13 protein-coding genes and 2 tRNA genes are annotated in these 18639 nt (G+C 43.8%); 1 reads left to right on the top strand and 14 read right to left on the bottom strand.

What is annotated here, in order from left to right; all coding sequences use genetic code 11:
* Position 1: 1 nt before the first annotated feature.
* The 7 genes from AAEY88_RS06060 to leuS form a co-directional block, all read right to left on the bottom strand.
* Positions 2-74 (bottom strand) — tRNA-Lys (locus AAEY88_RS06060).
* 228 nt (positions 75-302) lie between these two features.
* A tRNA-Lys gene (locus AAEY88_RS06065) sits at positions 303-378 on the bottom strand.
* Positions 379-775: 397 nt separating this feature from the next.
* On the bottom strand, positions 776-2782 hold the full coding sequence (locus tag AAEY88_RS06070; RefSeq protein ID WP_350560500.1) for a MacB family efflux pump subunit: 2007 nt from the start codon (positions 2780-2782) through the stop codon (positions 776-778).
* 77 nt (positions 2783-2859) lie between these two features.
* Complete coding sequence (locus tag AAEY88_RS06075; protein ID WP_350560502.1) at positions 2860-4239, bottom strand: efflux RND transporter periplasmic adaptor subunit; 1380 nt, start codon at positions 4237-4239, stop codon at positions 2860-2862.
* A 195-nt stretch (positions 4240-4434) separates the two neighbouring features.
* Positions 4435-5532: a DNA polymerase III subunit delta gene (holA, locus tag AAEY88_RS06080; protein ID WP_350560504.1), complete on the bottom strand. Its 1098-nt coding sequence runs from the start codon at positions 5530-5532 to the stop codon at positions 4435-4437.
* 43 nt (positions 5533-5575) lie between these two features.
* Positions 5576-6274 carry a hypothetical protein gene (locus AAEY88_RS06085; RefSeq protein ID WP_350560506.1) on the bottom strand — a complete coding sequence of 233 codons (699 nt, stop codon included), beginning with the start codon at positions 6272-6274 and terminating at the stop codon, positions 5576-5578.
* A 37-nt stretch (positions 6275-6311) separates the two neighbouring features.
* A complete protein-coding gene (gene leuS / locus AAEY88_RS06090; protein ID WP_350560508.1) occupies positions 6312-9023 on the bottom strand; it encodes a leucine--tRNA ligase in 2712 nt (903 codons plus the stop codon).
* A 201-nt stretch (positions 9024-9224) separates the two neighbouring features.
* On the opposite strand from leuS, the gene AAEY88_RS06095 reads away from it, so the two are divergent.
* Complete coding sequence (locus tag AAEY88_RS06095; RefSeq protein ID WP_350560509.1) at positions 9225-9590, top strand: Spx/MgsR family RNA polymerase-binding regulatory protein; 366 nt, start codon at positions 9225-9227, stop codon at positions 9588-9590.
* A gap of 103 nt (positions 9591-9693) precedes the next feature.
* Here the strand turns inward: AAEY88_RS06095 and AAEY88_RS06100 are convergent, their stop codons facing one another.
* The 7 genes from AAEY88_RS06100 to hemB form a co-directional block, all read right to left on the bottom strand.
* Positions 9694-9927 carry a hypothetical protein gene (locus AAEY88_RS06100; RefSeq protein WP_350560511.1) on the bottom strand — a complete coding sequence of 78 codons (234 nt, stop codon included), beginning with the start codon at positions 9925-9927 and terminating at the stop codon, positions 9694-9696.
* A gap of 9 nt (positions 9928-9936) precedes the next feature.
* On the bottom strand, positions 9937-10848 hold the full coding sequence (argB, locus tag AAEY88_RS06105) for an acetylglutamate kinase (protein ID WP_350561083.1): 912 nt from the start codon (positions 10846-10848) through the stop codon (positions 9937-9939).
* A gap of 156 nt (positions 10849-11004) precedes the next feature.
* Positions 11005-12924, bottom strand: coding sequence for a phosphomannomutase (locus tag AAEY88_RS06110; protein ID WP_350560513.1), 1920 nt, complete (start codon positions 12922-12924; stop codon positions 11005-11007).
* A 98-nt stretch (positions 12925-13022) separates the two neighbouring features.
* Positions 13023-13487: a dUTP diphosphatase gene (gene dut, locus AAEY88_RS06115; protein ID WP_350560515.1), complete on the bottom strand. Its 465-nt coding sequence runs from the start codon at positions 13485-13487 to the stop codon at positions 13023-13025.
* Between the two features lie 128 nt (positions 13488-13615).
* The gene (gene mgtE / locus AAEY88_RS06120) at positions 13616-15019 is read right to left on the bottom strand and encodes a magnesium transporter (protein WP_350560517.1); all 1404 of its coding nucleotides are present in this window, start codon (positions 15017-15019) and stop codon (positions 13616-13618) included.
* Positions 15020-15128: 109 nt separating this feature from the next.
* The gene (locus AAEY88_RS06125) at positions 15129-17162 is read right to left on the bottom strand and encodes a UvrD-helicase domain-containing protein (protein ID WP_350560519.1); all 2034 of its coding nucleotides are present in this window, start codon (positions 17160-17162) and stop codon (positions 15129-15131) included.
* A 426-nt stretch (positions 17163-17588) separates the two neighbouring features.
* Positions 17589-18596 carry a porphobilinogen synthase gene (hemB, locus tag AAEY88_RS06130; RefSeq protein WP_350560521.1) on the bottom strand — a complete coding sequence of 336 codons (1008 nt, stop codon included), beginning with the start codon at positions 18594-18596 and terminating at the stop codon, positions 17589-17591.
* Between the last annotated feature and the right edge of the window lie 43 nt (positions 18597-18639).

The raw sequence follows: 18639 nt of genomic DNA on the forward strand, positions 1-18639 counted from the left end.
GTGGGCCGTCCGCGATTCGAACGCGGGACCAATTGATTAAAAGTCAACTGCTCTACCAACTGAGCTAACGGCCCTGAGAAGCGTTTAAAAATTGCATGCAATTTTAGCTTCGCAAGTTAAAATCCTTTAAATAGGATTTTATTAAATCTTGATATCTTAGAGATATCTATTACGAATTTACATTTTCGTAAATTTATTAAAACTTGAACATATCATCTATCTGAGCATAATAAGATTTAAAACTTAACTTATCAAGCTAATGCCGGATAGGGCAATATACTTAATAAGGTCTAACTGAAATATGGTGGGCCGTCCGCGATTCGAACGCGGGACCAATTGATTAAAAGTCAACTGCTCTACCAACTGAGCTAACGGCCCTGAAGAGCTGATAAAAAAAGCACTGCTTTTTTAGCTCTGCAAGAGAAAATTCTTTAAATAGAATTTTCTTAAAACTAGATACCTTTGAGATATCTATTATGAATTTACATTTTCGTAAATTCTGTGAAAACTAAAAATTGTATGCAATTTTAGCTTCGCAAGATAAATTCCTTTAAAGGAAAATTTATTAAAAATTTGCACTTAATCAAGCTTAACAGCAAATTAAAAGACATTAAGCTTGTTTCTGCGTTTAGATAATTTGTATCTCTAAACGTGAGAGCACATTATATATACTCTTGTAATAATTACAACCCTATGTAATGAAAAAAATGTAAATTCTAAGGAAAAGTTAGCATTTTCTTAAAAACTATCCCTGAATAAGTCTAAAGTTTTAAATTTAATCTCGAGAAAGGGCTTCAACCGGATCCAGTTTGGCTGCATTGTGTGCAGGCAAGAAACCAAAAATAATACCGATAAGTGTCGAGCATACAAAAGCGGCGATAATAGAGGTCGGTGAATAAATAACCTTAAAGCTATCACCACCAACCCGATTAATCAGCTCGCCGATGGCAAAGGCTAGACCGATACCGAGGAGGCCCCCTAAAATACAGACCAAAATAGCTTCAATCAAAAACTGCTGCATGATATCACTTTGGCGTGCCCCTACTGCCATTCGTACACCAATCTCATTGGTACGCTCAGTGACCGATACCAGCATGATATTCATAACCCCAATACCGCCAACAATTAAAGAGATAATAGCAATGGATGAAATCAGTAAGGTAAGGGCAGCGGTGGTAGACTCAATGGTCTGGCGAATAGAGTCTGAATTGCGTATCCGAAAGTCATCGGTACCATGGCGGCTTTCTATCAGCTGGAAGATGGCGGTCTCCGCAGCAGAGGAGGAGATGTCATCATCAATCAGCGCCACGAAACTTTCGATATAAGCACTGCCGATGAGACGTGACATCATAGTGGTATAAGGCATATATAGTGTCGGTGAATCCACCCCACCACCAAAGCCGCCATCATTGGGTGCAAGTATCCCAATCACTCGTCCCGGTACGCTGCCTATTAACAACACTTCACCGATAGGGTTGGCATTATTAGGAAAAAAGGTTTGTTTGGCATTATCATCAATAATAATATCTTGGGTACGGCGTAAGATGCTTTGCTCATCGAAGCCTTGACCTTTAATTAGGGTCTCACCGGTCACATCAAGATAGTCTTTACCCACGCCCCTGACGCTTGCCGCCTCTTGCACGCTGCGATAGCGTACATTAGTATTGTTATTAATCTGCGGGCTGACGCTAATGACATACGGCTGATCGGCTACTGCTTGTGCGTCTTGTGGGGTTAGATTGTCATCGTTATATTGGCGTCTGGGGTCGCCATATGGGTAACCATCAGAAACAGTGATGGTGTTGGTACCCAGCGAGCTGATATTGGTTAAGATTTGCGCTTGTGAGCCTTTGCCAAGTCCCACGACTGACACGACTGAAGCGATACCGATAATGATACCCAGCATAGTTAGCAAGGTACGCATTTTATGAGCGCGCATCGCTAGGAGTGACATTTTAAAGGCTTCGAACAAACGGTCTATAAAGCTACCAAAAGCACTCTTGCGATGTTTATCAAGGATGGCTTCCGGTTGCGCTTGGGTTTGCTTGTATTGCTCCGTTTTATAGTCGGCGATGATATAGCCGTCTTTAATTTCAATAACACGTTCAGCTTGTTCGGCAAGATTGGGATCATGGGTAACCATGATAATAGTGTGACCTTGGGCGTTTAAACCTTGTAAAATTTGCATCACATCATCGCCAGACTTACTGTCAAGCGCGCCTGTCGGCTCATCAGCCAAGATAATATCGCCGCCATTCATCAGCGCCCGTGCGATAGAAACGCGCTGCTGCTGACCCCCAGACAGCTGGCTGGGACGGTTATTGACTTTATCGGCCAACCCTAAATCTGATAGTAGCTGCTCAGCTCGTTGGCTGCGTGCTGGTCCATCCATACCTGCATATACTGCAGGGACAGCGACGTTATCACGAGCGTTAATATCGCCTAATAGGTGGTAGCGCTGAAAAATAAAGCCAAAGTGCTCACGGCGTAATTTCGCTAATTCATCGGCTTCTAAACGATTGACAGACTGGCCAAATATTTTATAGTCACCAGCGCTGGCTTGATCTAAGCAGCCTAAAATATTCATTAAAGTGGACTTACCAGAACCTGATTGCCCAATGATGGCGACCATCTCACCTTGATTAATGGTCAGATTAATATCATGCAGCACGCGAATGGTCTGCTCACCAGCTTTAAACTCTTTAATCAGCCCTTTGACTTGCATCAATGGGACATCAATCACATCAGTCGCAGCGTTCGTATTGGGGTCTTGGATGCTCATCTACCATACTGCCTATATTAATATTACTTATATAAATCGATGTCAAAAGCCAACCTACTTCGATTTAACGTTTGATGTTAAAACGGTCTTCCACCTCTACCGCTTTTCGCTGCGCCTTCTTCGCCTAATATGACTTCATTGCCTACGCTTAATCCGCTTAAAATTTGTGCATTAACACGGTTATTGATACCGACTTTTACCCGTTGCTCGGCTACTTCGCCATCGTTTTTAAGGACGCGAACTTTGGCCATGGTTATGCTAGGATCGTTGTTATCATTAATATTCGTATTAACAGTGGCGTTGTCAGGGTCAGCATTTGAATTTTTAGAGCTATTGGGTTTTTTAGGTTTGTCGGCAGGTTGTAACGCTGCAGAAGGAATGAGTAAGGTGTTTTTTGCCTGATTGATAATGATATAAACCTGCGCAGTCATATCGATACGAAAGCGGCGTTCGGTATTAGGTACTTCGATGTAGCCCACATAATAAATGGCGGCATCGGTTGAGCTGGTATCGCTAATGCGCTCGGGCGCCGGCTCAATAGCTTTGAGTACGGCATCATATTTTTGATCAGGGTTACCGATAATATTGAAATAAACTGGCATACCGGCCTTTACGTTAATGACGTCGGCTTCAGATATTTGCGCATTGATGCGTACGGTCGATAAGTCTGCTAGGGTGACAATGGTCGGTGCACTTTGATTGGCGTTAACGGTCGTGCCTTGTTCGGTAGTGACTGAGACTACGGTACCTGCCATCGGTGCGCGAATAGTGGTATAGCTGAGGTCTTCTTGGGCGGTATTGACGTTGGTCTGTGCTTTGCGTAGGGCAGCTTGTTGGCTACTGATGTTAGCTTTTGTAGTCGCAATCGCGGCGTTAGCGGTATCAATAGAAGCGCGAGCATTGGCAACAGCCGATTTTGCGGTGTCGATACGAGTGGCTTGAGTATCGTACTCTTGCTGGGAGATGGCATCAATAGCAAGCAAAGATTGTAGACGCGCGAAGTCCGATTGGGCTTGTTTCAGCTCTGATTGCCGGCTAGTAAGGTCAGCATAAGCACTTTTTAGTCCCGCTTCACGGCTCAAGGCTTCTGCTTGGGCGCTTTGGATAGCGGCTTCACTCTGATCGAGGCTGGCTTGTTGATTGCTCAAGTTATTCTTTTGAGTGACTTGGTCAATCTGCGCAATGAGGTCGCCTTTTTGTACCTCGTCGCCCACTTCAACAAATAGCCGTTTAACCTCACCGGATACCTGAGCCCCGACATCAACAGTATTGAGAGCTTTGACTTTACCTGATGCCATGACGTTATTTTCGATATCACCAATCTCAGCAATCGCGGTAAGATAGTTGGGCTGGATTTCTTCCGGTTTTAAGGTTTTATAGGCCAAAGCCGCTAATGCTATGACAATTAAGGCAATAACGCCCCATTTAATAGCAGACTTTTTGCTTAGTTTGCGCATGCTGAGCATCCAATTACAATCAAATCAAGTGTAGGTATAGTAAAGGCTTCATTGCCAAAAGGAAATGACAATTAGTTTGCGAAAGGTTAAGGAGAATGTTAAAGAAGATTAGTCATTATAACGACTATAAATAAAGGCTTTAAACGATGTTCAAAAGAACCACTGCAAGTAACGGATGGTAAGATTTGTTAACGTTTATTTGATAGGGAACAGACGTTTTCCTGCCAGCTCTAATGCTGCTTGCAATAATAATTCCCATGCTGGCTGACGTACAATACCTTTAATGGCTTGGTCACAGCGATAAATCAGCTCAGGCCATTTGGCAGCTTGTGCTTTTGACTGTCGGTGACATGCTTGCTGATATAGACTTTGTTTACTGCGCCAAATACCAAGCGCCTGCGGGTCTTGACCATCAAGTAACGCCATGATTAAACGCATGTCTTTACTGATGGCCCAAAGCACTAAGGTAGTCGGCTCGGCAGTCGCTTTGAGCTGAAATATAATCTTTGCCACTTGTGCGCTATTACCCGCTAGCATGGCATCGGATAAATCAAACACGCTAAACTGCGCATCGCTAACCAGTGCAGCTTGTAGATCGCTGATATCCAAGGCTACTTTTGCAGAAGGTGTTGTAGCCGTGCTGCTCTCATTACCATGCTGACTATTATTATGCTCTAAATGCTTATTGTTAGCCGCTAACTGCGGTGCAAATAAATAAGATAGCCGCCATAAGGTTTGATAGGCGCTCAATAGGTGATGCTCAGTATGTGACATCAATAGCTGCCAGGCATCTTGTGACAAACGTAGTCCAAACTGTTGCGCCTGAATCTGCAAAAGCTGCTGCCGTTGTTGTTCATTATATAAGTTACAATCAATGACATGACCATACTGCGCAAAAGGCGCAAACCATTTACTGCTTTGGGCGCGGCGGTCTTGTTTGGATGTTAGCCACAATAAACTGTGACCATTGGCCTCTGTTTGCGCTTCTTTAGCAAAGCGCTCAAGCTCAATGATAACCGCTTTATCTGGCTTATGGTTACCCGTCACAATTAATGCGCTCGCATCATCAAATAAAGACAAACTACCCAGCTCAGATAATACCTCTTGCCAGCTCTTTACTGATATTAATTCAATACGCTTAACCGCATAGTTTTTCGTACGCCAATGTGGACGAAGTGCATCAATTAGCCACTGACTTAATAGCGGCTCATCACCATGCGCCAACCACACACCCGCTACCGCAATCGACGACTGCAGTAGCTTTGGGTAGGCTTGTATAAAGGTCTCTTGCATAGGTATTGAGCGATCACTTTATGAAGTAAATATAAATAAAAAACTAAGGGCTGGGCTCAACGACGGTTACTGTTGCTGGGCTATTACTGATTGACGCTCGCTTATTAGCGCTAGGTGCTACTTTTGGTAGGCCAATCGCTACATATTGATCTGTAATACGACGGGCTAAACTGTCATATAGCCACGTGCTAATTTGACTGCCTTGCTGATCATCGGTACTTACTGAGGCTTCATTATATTGATAGCTGCGCTCAACTTGAATAGGGTTAGTTAACGTCACCGGCTGACCGTTTTGAATGGTCTGATAAGTCACATCCGCTGATAATACCACACGAATCTCAGTCAGGACGCCGACCAATTCATAACGCTTAAAACGCACGTTATTGACGGTAATAGTGGCAATCTTTTCAGAATCATTATTGCTGGTGGTGTTATTACTCGCATTTTCTATCAGCGCCATACTGTCAACGACATCGACACCTAAGGCTTCTAAACGCCGCGTTAAAGGTAGCTTCAATGGAAAGGAGATGCGATTGTCTTCAATCACTACCGCTGTTTTGGCAATATCGAAACGCATAGGCGTATCATAACCACGTAGATGAAAGCCACAACCGCTAAGACTGCTTGCCGTACCAAGCACCATAAGCATTGGCACGGAAGCCAGTAGAATCGTGGCTATTTTTTGTCCACGATGTTTTTTTACAGGTGCTGATAACTGCGTAAATCGATGCTGATACGACATAATCGCTATCCTTGTTTTTAATAAAGTGGCTTAACGCTTAGCCGGCTACCACAATATTAACCAGCTTATTAGGCACAACAATCTCTTTTTTGATCTCACCAGTGATAAATTTAGCGACACTATCAAGGGCACGCGCTTGTGCTTTTAGCTGCTCAGGATCACTATTTGGTGCCACATCCATCTTGCCGCGTACTTTACCATTGACTTGAACGACCATCGTGACCGTATCTTGTACCAGCGCATTAGTATCAACAGCTGGATAGCTCAGGGTTTTAGTATCAAGCCCCAGCTCTTCAAGTAAGTGTTCACCGACATGTGGCGCATATACTGACAGCATAATAAGCAAATCAATCAGTGCTTCATGTTGGACTTGTAGGTCTTGCTCGTTGCTAGCCTTAAAGCTTCCCAGCTCGTTGGCCAGCTCCATCAAACTTGATACAGGGGTATTCAGCGCCAAACGGCTACCAAGGTCTCTATCAATTTTGGCTATAGTTTCATGCGTTTTTCGGCGTAAATCTTTGGCAGCTTTAGATAAGCCATCATTATCTAAAGCCTTGCTATTTAACGTATCAAGGTTTAAATCCGCTATTGTTAGCGCCTGCATATGCTCAGTGGCAATTCGCCAGACTTTTTTAACAAAGTTATAAGGGCCTTTTAAAGCATCATCTGACCATTCTAAAGTTTGGTCAGCAGGTGCCGTAAATAAAGTATAAAGGCGCACCGTATCAGCACCATATTGATCAATGGTGGTTTGTGGATCAACCCCGTTATTTTTGGACTTAGACATTTTTTCTATTTTGCCGATAGTGACCGGTTGTCCATCCGCTTTGAGTATCGCTTTGATGGGCTGTCCACGCTCGTTATAGTCAATATCGATATCATGCGGGAAGTAATAAGTGGTACTACCGTCAGCATTGACGCGGTAAAAAGTACCGGCGAGTACCATTCCTTGGGTCATTAGGTTGGCAAAAGGCTCATCTCCTGATACCAAGTTCTCATCACGCATGAGCTTATGGAAAAAACGCGCATAAAGTAGATGCATTACCGCATGTTCAACCCCGCCGACATATTGATCAACAGGCAGCCACTTATTAGCAGCAGATTTATTAACCATATTTTGTGCATCTTGCGGACTGGCAAAGCGTGCATAATACCAGCTGGATTCGACAAAGGTGTCAAAGGTATCGGTCTCTCGCTCAGCAGGATTACCACATTTAGGACAGCGGGTATTAACGAATTCGGGGATGTTTTTGAGGGGGTTACCGCGTCCATCAGGAACAACATTAGTAGGCAGTACTACTGGCAAATCTTGTTCTTCGACAGGAACCGTACCGCAATGCTCACAATTCACCATAGGGATAGGGCAGCCCCAATAACGCTGGCGTGACACACCCCAGTCACGCAGACGATATTGAATCTTTTTATTGGCAAGCTCTAAGGGCTCAAGCTTCGCAAGCATAGCTTCAAAGGCTTGTTCAAAGTCCATACCATCAAATTCACCTGAATTGACTAAAGTGTTGCGCTCAGTATAAGCGCGATTGCTGTCAGTATTGTTGTCTGAATTGACATCTGCATCGTCAAAATAACCGTCAGGAATGTCAATAACTTGCTTAATAGGCAAATCATACTTGATGGCGAATTCATAATCGCGCTCATCATGGGCAGGTACGGCCATGACCGCACCTGAGCCATAGCTCATTAGTACATAGTTGGCGACCCAAACGGACACTTGCTTTCCGGTGAGTGGATGAGTGACCGTTAGACCGGTATTCATACCGATTTTTTCTGCTTTAGCAAGATCTGCCTCAGCAACTGAGCCTTTTTTGCAAAGCGCACAAAACTCAGCGATTACTTTATTATGTTCAGCAGCATACTGCGCTAATGGATGCTCAGCAGCAACGGCGACATAAGTGACGCCCATCAAGGTATCAGGACGGGTGGTAAATACGTCTAAGGTATTGTCTTGGCCTTCGAGGTTATAAGGAAAATGTACTTCCATTCCTGCACTACGACCAATCCAATTGCGTTGCATGGTGAGCACTTCAGACGGCCAATGACCCTCTAATTGATCCAAGTCATCAAGCAACTCATCGGCATAATCAGTAATTTTAAAGTAATACATCGGAATATCGCGCTTTTCGACCGCAGCACCACTACGCCAGCCTTTACCATCAATGACTTGCTCGTTTGCCAAAACCGTATTATCGACAGGATCCCAGTTGACGGTAGCCAGTTTCTTATAAACCATGCCTTTTTTGTATAACTGCAAAAATAACCACTGTTCCCACTGATAATAATCAGGGTTGCAGGTAGCAAACTCACGTGACCAATCCACTGACAAACCGAGTAGTTTCAGTTGTGCGCGCATATTATCAATATTAGCAAATGTCCATTCGGCAGGTGGCGTTTGGTTGGCAATAGCCGCATTTTCAGCGGGCAGGCCAAATGCATCCCAGCCCATTGGCTGCATGACTTCAAAACCTTTAAGGCGATAATAACGACTCAAAACATCGGAGATGGTATAGTTACGCACGTGCCCCATGTGCAGCTTACCGCTTGGATAAGGAAACATAGAAAGCATGTAACGGCTCGGCTTAGCGCTGGGCTCATTACTGACTTCAAAGCGCTTGTCCGTTGCCCATTTAGCTTGCTGCGCAGCTTCAAGAATCTGCGGCTGATAAGTGTCAATATTGGCGTCGGTGGTGTTTGCTGATTGGTTATTAGTTGGGGCAGTTTGCGAGTTACTCATTGTCGGCTCTAATTGGTTAACACAGATAAAGGGTGAGATTTTGCAATGCCATAGCATAGCGTAATTTGGCAAAAATTGCGACGCTATGATGAGGCAATCGAATCAGGGATACGCGGTGTGCTCGACTGATAAAATGCTAGACTACGTGCGGATTAACCACAATTTAAATAAAGACTTAAATACAAAAATATTGGAGATCCTATGACCATCACCATTTACGGCATTAAATCATGTGACACGATGAAAAAAGCGCTTACCAAGCTTGATGATCTGGGGGTGGAATACAATTTCCATAACTATAAAAAACAAGTTATTGACAAAGATAGTGTGCAGCGCTGGGTTGCTATATTAGGAGTAGATAAAGTACTGAATAAACGTGGAACCACATGGCGCAAATTAAGCGATGAGCAAAAAACTACAGCAGATACAGACGAGATCGCAGCAATTGAGCTGTTACTTGCCAATACTAGTATGATTAAGCGTCCAATCGTAGAGGGAGTACATAAAGACAAACAGGTACTGTTATGCGGCTTTGATGAAAACGCGTTCAATACCGCTTTTTTATAAAAATGCTGTCAGGTGTATGGAACGAGTTATCATAGCAACGTAGAGTTCTACGCCTATTAATATAATTCAGCCATAATAAATATTACCCCAATGAAACCTGAGCTTAGAATGACCTAAGATCAGGCTTTATAACCCCTAAAATAAAATAAACCAGACTGGCCAGCCAAATAAGCAGCATATACATACGAATTTGTTCTGCATTCCAGTCTAGCGCAAACCATTCAACTAGAAAGAATGACCTCCAGCCTTCTACCCATTTTGCGCCACCGTAACCGATAATCCACCAGCAATATAGGCTATAAAAGGCAAAAAGTAGACACCATAACCATAATGGCATTATCTACTCCTAGCATAGTGCGGCATCCAAATCGCGGCTGATTAATGTGCCCACACCTTCATTAGTAAAAATTTCTAACAGAGTGGCATGCGGAACACGGCCATCAACAATAACGGCGCTTTTCACACCACTACGAACGGCATCCAGAGCGCACTGTATCTTAGGAATCATACCGCCTGAAATCGTACCGTCTTCAATTAAAGCATCGACAGTTTTGGGCGTCAAACCTGTGACTACTTTGCCATCACGTCCCAATACGCCTTTAATATTGGTCAGTAACATTAGCTTTTCAGCTTGTAAGAATTCGGCAACTTTGCCAGCGACCAAGTCAGCATTAATGTTGTAAGTATTGCCTTCGCTATCGACCCCAAGTGGCGCGATAACGGGGATAAAATTGGAGGAGATGAGCATGTTAATCACGTCTTTATTGACGCTGACCACTTCCCCCACAAAGCCTAAGTCTACAGGCACAGCGATACCATCATCGCCAATTTTTTCCATGATAAGTTTTTTGGCTTGAATCAGATTGGCATCTTTGCCGGTTAGGCCAATGGCCTGTCCGCCATGCTTGTTAATTAAGCTAACGATAGACTTATTGACACTACCGCCTAGCACCATCTCTACTATATCCATGGTTTTTTTGTCGGTCACCCGCATCCCATCAATACGTTGAGACTGGCGCCCAAGCTCTTTTAATAAGTTATCAACTTGTGGGCCACCGCCATGGACTACCACCGGATGTAGGCCGACGGTTTTTAGGAGCACGATATCGCGGGCGAATGAGCTTTCAAGCGCCGGGTCAGTCATCGCATTACCACCATATTTGACCACGATCAACTTACCTACAAAACGTTGAATATAAGGTAGCGCTGTGGTTAATACTTCAGCGGTGATTTTGGCATCATCAAAATTAAGCGACATCATGAGTTCCTAAAATAGTGTTATAAAGCGCACGCTCAAAACATGCGACAGCTATTAATAATGGTTAAAAATTAACTTTAAAATTATTATTCAGTAAATGTTGCGATTAAGTTATTTGCTCATCGTTTTTATTGGCGTAGCTACTGAAAACCAAAGCTATTCAGGATAAATAGCGGCAATTTGCGCTGCTAACTGGCTATCAAAGGGGTGGCACAAAGCCACAAAGCGGGCTTGTATGTCTTTTAAGTCAGCAACGCTATCACCAGCAAAACGTACGGTGAGGCTATGACTGGTATTTGATTGGCGCAATACGCCAAAGCCGTGCGCAAAATCTAAGCGGACACCGTCAATACAAGATAACAGCGTCCCTGCTGGCAATAAGCGCTGTGCTTGTGCTCTCGTTGTATGTTGACCTGTAGTGAAACAAGCGCAAGATGATGAGGTTGCTAAAGTTGACGTCCCAGTAGCAGAATTCTCAAAAATAGGCTTTTTAAGAGATAGGGGAGCACTAATTAAACGCTGCAAATAACGGCAAAACTCTGATAAATGTTCGACGATTGAGCAATTAGTGCTCAAATTAGTCGTCAATGGCAAGTAATGGTCAGCGGTACTGACAAGCAAGGGCATATTATGGGTAAAGTCAGTCAGTTGATAAGGTGGCAAAATTGCTCTAGGTTCACCCCATAAGTCAGTGGTCATGGGTACCATATTAAGGTCAGTATCATTATAGATAGTGGTGTTCAGTACCGCTATAATATTGAGGTTAGCAACCGTATTTGCCAACCAATGTAATAGCCGTAAGCCCGCATACATCGCATCATCATAGACAATAAAATAGCTGTCATTAAAAATAAAGTGTCCTGATAGCTCGCCTGCGAATATAGCCTGACGTTCGCAAGCTTTTAGCCGCTGGCGTAAGAGGCTGCTGCCCGTCTTAGTCATAACTGGTATCGCACCAAGGGTAGTAAGCAGCTTTGGTAGATGATGTGAGCATTTGACATCGAATAGAACCTGCGGCGCGGCCAAATCTTTTGTAGAGATGGGGCGTTCAGTTATCGCTACTTGCGCTAATAAGTACAGTAGATGATCAGGGGTAACCACCTTACCACTATTATCGACGATCATTAATCGGTCACCATCGCCATCAAAGGCCAGTCCAATATCTGCCTCATTAATGATGACAGTTTGTTGCAATTCTGCAAGACGATTGGGTTCCGTAGGGTCAGGATTACCGGTGGGGAAATTGCCATCAGGCGTATCATTAAGCATAATGACCCGTTGGCAAAAGCGCGTAAATAAACGCTGAGCGATGTTGCTGGTGGCGCCATGCATACAGTCAATGATGATCGTTAGATTTAGCTTAGATACTGTCTTGGTAATGAGGTTGTCATTGTCTGATTCTAGCTGGTCATTATGCTGATGAATACGAGTAAATACCTGTGCGATAGCATCGATATAAGTCGTCGCTATCGTATCAGTAGGTAAATTAGTAATGGTACTGGCAAGTGCATTATGACGTTGTGCAGAAATACTTTGAGTGTTATTACCTTTATAGGTATGGCTTTTATTATTATTTCGAGTATTAATAGCGTTTTCTGAATGAGCAAAAGATAGGGTCTGATAAAGTTTTTGGATATCTACGCCACTAGGAGACCCATTATTTACCAGCCACTTTATCCCTAAGGTATCTTTAGCTGAATGACTGGCGGTAACCATGATACCGTGACCATCATACTGCTCGGCCCAAAATGCCATCATAGGAGTAGTAATGAGCCCTAAGTGAATGACCGTTAATTCATCATACTCATTTAGAATGTTAGCAAGTATATGCGCAATAGTGTCACTATTACAGCGCACATCGTAACCGATCACAACAGTGTTGGTTCTAGGGTTAGCTTTGTAGGTTAGCTCGCCGTTACAAGCTGCATGACTGTATTCTATAGCATGGCTTTGTAACTTATAAAGCTGAGCGAAAGCTTTACCTAGCGTTCGTACAAATTCAGAAGTAAAGTACTGCCGCGCGCCGCGAATATCATAAGCACGAAATATGGATTGCTGAGCGGCAAAAGGCGGCATAATATTCATCTCCTTACTTTCATCTCCCTATTATCGCTATGATTGTTTAATGGCTTATACCGTTTTAGAGTGACACAAAATCGTGCTAAAAAGTAATTTTACTGACGACCGGAATGTCCAAAGCCGCCTACACCGCGCGCGCTTTCATCACTAAACTCAGCAACCACTGTAAATTCAGGACGGGCAATAGGCACTACGACATACTGCGCCATACGCTCAGCGGGGTTAAGCACAAAGTCCTCGTTACTACGATTCCAAACACTGACCATCAGCTCGCCTTGATAATCAGCATCAATCAGCCCGACCAAATTGCCCAATACAATGCCATGTTTATGGCCGAGACCTGAGCGCGGTAAAATCATCCCTGCATAATTAGGGTTCTGGATATAAACCGCTAAACCTGTACCTACCAAGTGTGTCGCACCTGCTTTGATCGTCAATGGCTCATCGATACAAGCGCGCAGATCAATACCTGCTGAACCATCAGTGGCCCGCGTTGGTAGAGAGAATGCCTCATCTTGGGTGATTTTTGGGTTTAAGACTTTAACTTGTACCGCTTGCATAACACGCTCACTTAACGATTTGACAGTTTGGATTAATAAATTTTAATAAATAGAGAGACAACCACAGTGCTTTAACATATGCCGTTTTTAAATTTAAATGTATAACGCTGCAACTAGAACCATCATCTTTAAAGTAGCAGCACGCTTGCCAATCCTAAAAACGACATAAAGCCGACAATATCGGTCACAGTAGTTAAAATAACTGAGGCTGACAGCGCCGGATCAATATTCATATTCTTTAACATCAGCGGTATAGTGATACCTGAGACATTAGCAGCGGTCATATTAATAGCGATCGCACAGCCAATCACGGCACTAATCTTAACATCATGAAACCACATCTGTGCAATTATCGCCATAATGACTGCCCAAATAATACCATTTATCGCCCCAACCCATAGCTCTTTATTGAACAACCACCAGCGGTTGGAGCCCCCGATTTGACCCATTGCCATACCGCGGATGACCACCGTTAGCGTTTGTGAGCCGGCGATACCGCCCATACTGGCGACTACTGGCATTAATATTGCCAGGGCCACTACTTTTGCAAGTACGGCTTCGAACTGACCAATAACTGCGGCGGCTAGAAGGGCGGTACATAAATTAATACCCAGCCAAATACTACGGCTTTTGGCACTGGTCAAAATGGGCGCAAACAGCTCCTCATCTTGACTGACACCAGCTAGGTTTTTCATGGTGCTATCGACATCATCTTGGATGATTTCCATGATGTCCTCACCATTTAACTGTCCAACCAGCTCACCATGGCTATTAATCACAGGCGCAAAACGAATATCTTCTGAACGGAAAATCGCTGCCGCATCTTGGATATCTAAGCGGTCATTGATAGTAATCGCGTTATCAATAAAGCCCGATACCAGAGCGCTTTGCTCATGTTTTATTAAATCAACGAGACTGAGTAACCCTAATAACTGCTGGCTTTGATCAACCACCAATAGCTCTTGGCTCTGGTCATCAAGCAAATCATCATTAGCGCGTAGCCACTCTTGTACTTGCGCGAGACTAATGTCATCGTGTACCTGAATGATATCTGGATCCATATAGCTACCGACTTCCCAATCGGCATACGTATCAAGCTTATTGACCTGAATACGAATATCTTCATCTAAAGTTGCCATCACTGAGGTACGAACCGTTTCAGTGACTGTATCTAGAATCTCCGAGATATCCTGTGCATCAAGATCTTGGGTGAACAAGGAAATCTCTTTTGAAGATATATTTTCCATCAAGGGCTGGCGCGTATCGAATTCGAGCTCAGCCAGTACTTCACCTTTTAGCTGCTCAGGGACTTGTGCCCAAATTAGCAGCCGATCTTGAGTTGGGAAGGATTCTAGTAAGTTAGCAATTTCGTACTCAGACTGCTTAGCCAAAAACTCTGTAATGGCAACATAGGCCTCATCAGCCACCAATTCCTGTAAATATAGTAGCTTATATTCAGCACTATATTCTAGTGCATTATAGTCTGCCTGCGGCTTGAACGGACGATTAGAGCTAGGCATGGGGGCAGACATAAGCGTTCCAAAAGTATTAAAAAAATATAAAATGAATCAAAGGTAAAAAATAAGTAGCAATCTGCTGCCATTTATTGAGGTATTAACATCAAGACTAGCCACTGCCCAACTAGCGCTTACCCAATAACGCCCGAATATTTGCCAAATACTCATCAGCGACCGCTTCCGGATCTTTTGTCGCTTTCACCTTTTTAGCTTTGGCGGGCCAGTCGATATGATCCTCTGGCAGTTCCTCTAAAAATCGTGATTCCGACGTCACGCGCATCTGCCCGCCTGAGCGGCGCTGCGTGGCTAAGGTCAAGGTCAGCTCACGACGAGCGCGGGTAATGCCCACATACATTAAGCGGCGTTCCTCTTCGACCGTCTCACTCATAATAGAATTACGGTGCGGTAGCATTTCTTCCTCTAAGCCCATAATATAAACGTAATTAAATTCTAGGCCTTTTGCCGCATGCAAGGTCATTAGATTAACTTTATTGGTATTCTCGTCTTCTTGTTGCTGTTCCAGCATATCAAGCAATACTAGCTTACGGATGATGGTATCAATAGTACGATCTTCGTCGTTTTCCGCGCGGTTGATAAGCGATTGAATGCTGGTATAGAGCACCTCAATATTATCTAGACGGTTTTTTTCTTGCTGCGGGGTTTTGGCCTCCGAGCGTACCACGTCAACGTAACCGGTTTCATCAATCATTTGGCGTACGATAGGAACAGGATCAGGGTGCTGATCAAGCTCGCGGGTATAATGCTCAATAAACTCACCAAACTCTTTTAAAGTGCTATAGGCTTTAGTCGGCAACACATGGCTAAGACCCGCATGGGTACAGGCCGCTAGTAATGAGACACTATGTTCTTGTGAAAACAGTCCGAGCTTCTCTAATGTCGCAGGGCCCATACCACGCTTGGGGGTGTTAATAATGCGTAGAAAAGCACTGTCATCTTCTGGATTTAAGATAAGGCGCAAATAGCCCATGATGTCTTTGATTTCACTGCGCGCAAAAAATGACTGACCACCAGAAATTTTATAGGGCACTTGTAATTGGCGTAGTTGTGCTTCTAACATCCGCGCCTGAAAGTTACTGCGATAAAGCACCGCATAATCTTCCCATTCATTACCAAAGCGTAGTTTATGAGTGACAATCTCTTTAGCCACGCGCTCAGATTCATCGTCATCATTACGGCAATTGATAATACGGATTTTTTCACCATGACCTTTGTCTGACCATAGTTTCTTTTCAAATAAATGCTCATTATTGGTAATGACCGCATTGGCAGCGGTCAAAATACGACTGGTTGAGCGATAGTTTTGCTCAAGCATAACGATTTTTAACTTAGGAAAATCTTCTTTTAGCAACGCCATGTTTTCAGGTTTTGCCCCGCGCCATGCATAAATGGATTGGTCATCATCACCGACTACGGTAAAGCGCCCTTGTGGCCCCACCAGATATTTAATCATCTCATACTGAGCGGTATTGGTGTCTTGATATTCATCGACCAATAGATAGCGAATACGGTTTTGCCATTTATCACGCAGCTGAGCATTTTCGCGTAAAATTTTAGTCGGCAATACAATCAAGTCGTCAAAATCGACCGCATTGTAAGCGCGCAAATTACGCTCATATAGTGCGTAAAGGGTGGCAAAAATCATATCTTCTGGATCGGTTAAAGTATCTGCCGCTTGTGCTGGATCAATCAGATCGTTTTTCCAGTCGGAGATGAATTTCATCGCTTTACCGACCAGCTCGCGACTTTCAGCGCCACTTAAATTGTCGCGCATCATCAGCTCCATCAATAAGCGCTTACTATCATCGCCATCCATGATCGAGAAATTACCCTTTAGCGGCGTATGAATCAGCTCATAACGCAAAAACTGTAAGCCAAACTGGTGAAAGGTTGAGACCGTCAGCCCGCGTGTTTTTTCACTGGGCATCAATTTACTAACCCGAGCTTTCATCTCACGCGCCGCTTTATTGGTAAAAGTCACTGCGGTGATACGCTCGGCTGGCATGTTGCATTCTTCGATAAGATAAGCAATCTTACGGGTGATAACTGAGGTTTTGCCTGAGCCTGCGCCTGCCAACACCAGTAGTGGGCCTGATACGTAGAGCATGGCTTCTTGTTGTTTGGGGTTTAGTTGACTCATAAGGTGACCTGTAAGACAAAAGCGAAAAAGAAGAGTAAACAATGATAGCGGCGCTGACAAAATGAATGCGGCGCGTAGCAGTATAAAAGAGTTAAGTAAAAAATTAGGTTAGAAGAGTAGGGGTTAAGCGCAGTGAAAATAACGACTAGTAATTTATTGGATCGCTAGTAACAATCGTATGCATAAAAAATGCTGTGTCATTATACTCAGTATATTAAATAACACTATAAATTCAACAGTTAGCATCAAAGATGCGATCAAAATTAGGTGGGTTATTATAAAGCAAAATAGTACTTTTGGGCAGGAGATCGATAAAGAGTGTCAAGATTATAATAGAAGTATAAAGATAAAAATATCAATAAAATCGCATCAACTAACCTCAGTCAATTGACACGAAAAGGTAGTTCTTTAATAAACATCCTAATATTAAGCGTTGTTTAACTGCCGTGCTGCCTCTAGCGCAAAATAGGTTAAGATACCATCAGCACCGGCGCGGCGGAAACCAATTAGTGATTCTAAAATCACCGCCTCACTCAACCAACCGTTTTGAATCGCGGCCATATGCATGGCATACTCACCAGAGACTTGATAAGCAAATGTCGGTACGCCAAAAGTGTTTTTCACTTCACGAATTAGATCTAAGTACGGCTGACCCGGCTTAATCATCACCATATCAGCGCCTTCATTGATATCCATGGCGACTTCATGCAACGCTTCTGCACGATTGCCATAATCCATCTGGTACTGTTTTTTATGGCCACCTTTTAGATTGCCAGCACTGCCGACCGCATCACGGAAGGGGCCATAATAAGCGGAGGCATATTTAGCTGAGTAGGCCATGATCGCAGTATTGAAGAAACCTTCTGCTTCCAAAGCATCACGCATGGCTTTGATACGGCCATCCATCATATCACTGGGTGAGATAATGTCAGCACCAGCGCGGGCATGTACTAAAACTTGCTTGACCAATACCTCAACGGTTTCATCATTAATCACATAGCCGCTATCATCAAGTAGGCCGTCTTGACCGTGTGAGGTATAGGGATCTAAGGCTACATCGGTCATCACCACCATTTCCGGCACCGCATCTTTTACCGATTTTACCGCACGCGCACTTAAGCCGTTTTCATCATAAGCGGCGTGACCATCGGCCGTTTTTAAGCGGTTATCGATGACTGGAAAGATATCAATCGTCGTCACGCCTTCTGCTAATAACTCTTTAGCATAGTTAATAAGCAGATCAATTGATAAGCGCTCAACCCCTGGCATACTGGCGATCGCTTCGCGTTGATTATTGCCTTCTAAGACAAAAACTGGCGCAATAAAATGCTTGGGATGTAGCTCAACCTCACGAATCATCGCGCGTACATTGTCGTTATAACGCAAGCGGCGCAGGCGAGTAGCGGGAAATTGGCGATTAAAAGTGTAAGTCATTATTATTCCTTATTAGGTCGTAAACCAAATATAAAGCTGTTAC

Origin of the sequence: Psychrobacter sp. CAL346-MNA-CIBAN-0220 (assembly GCF_040309805.1) — a bacterium.
In the GTDB taxonomy this organism is placed as follows: Bacteria; Pseudomonadota; Gammaproteobacteria; order Pseudomonadales; family Moraxellaceae; genus Psychrobacter.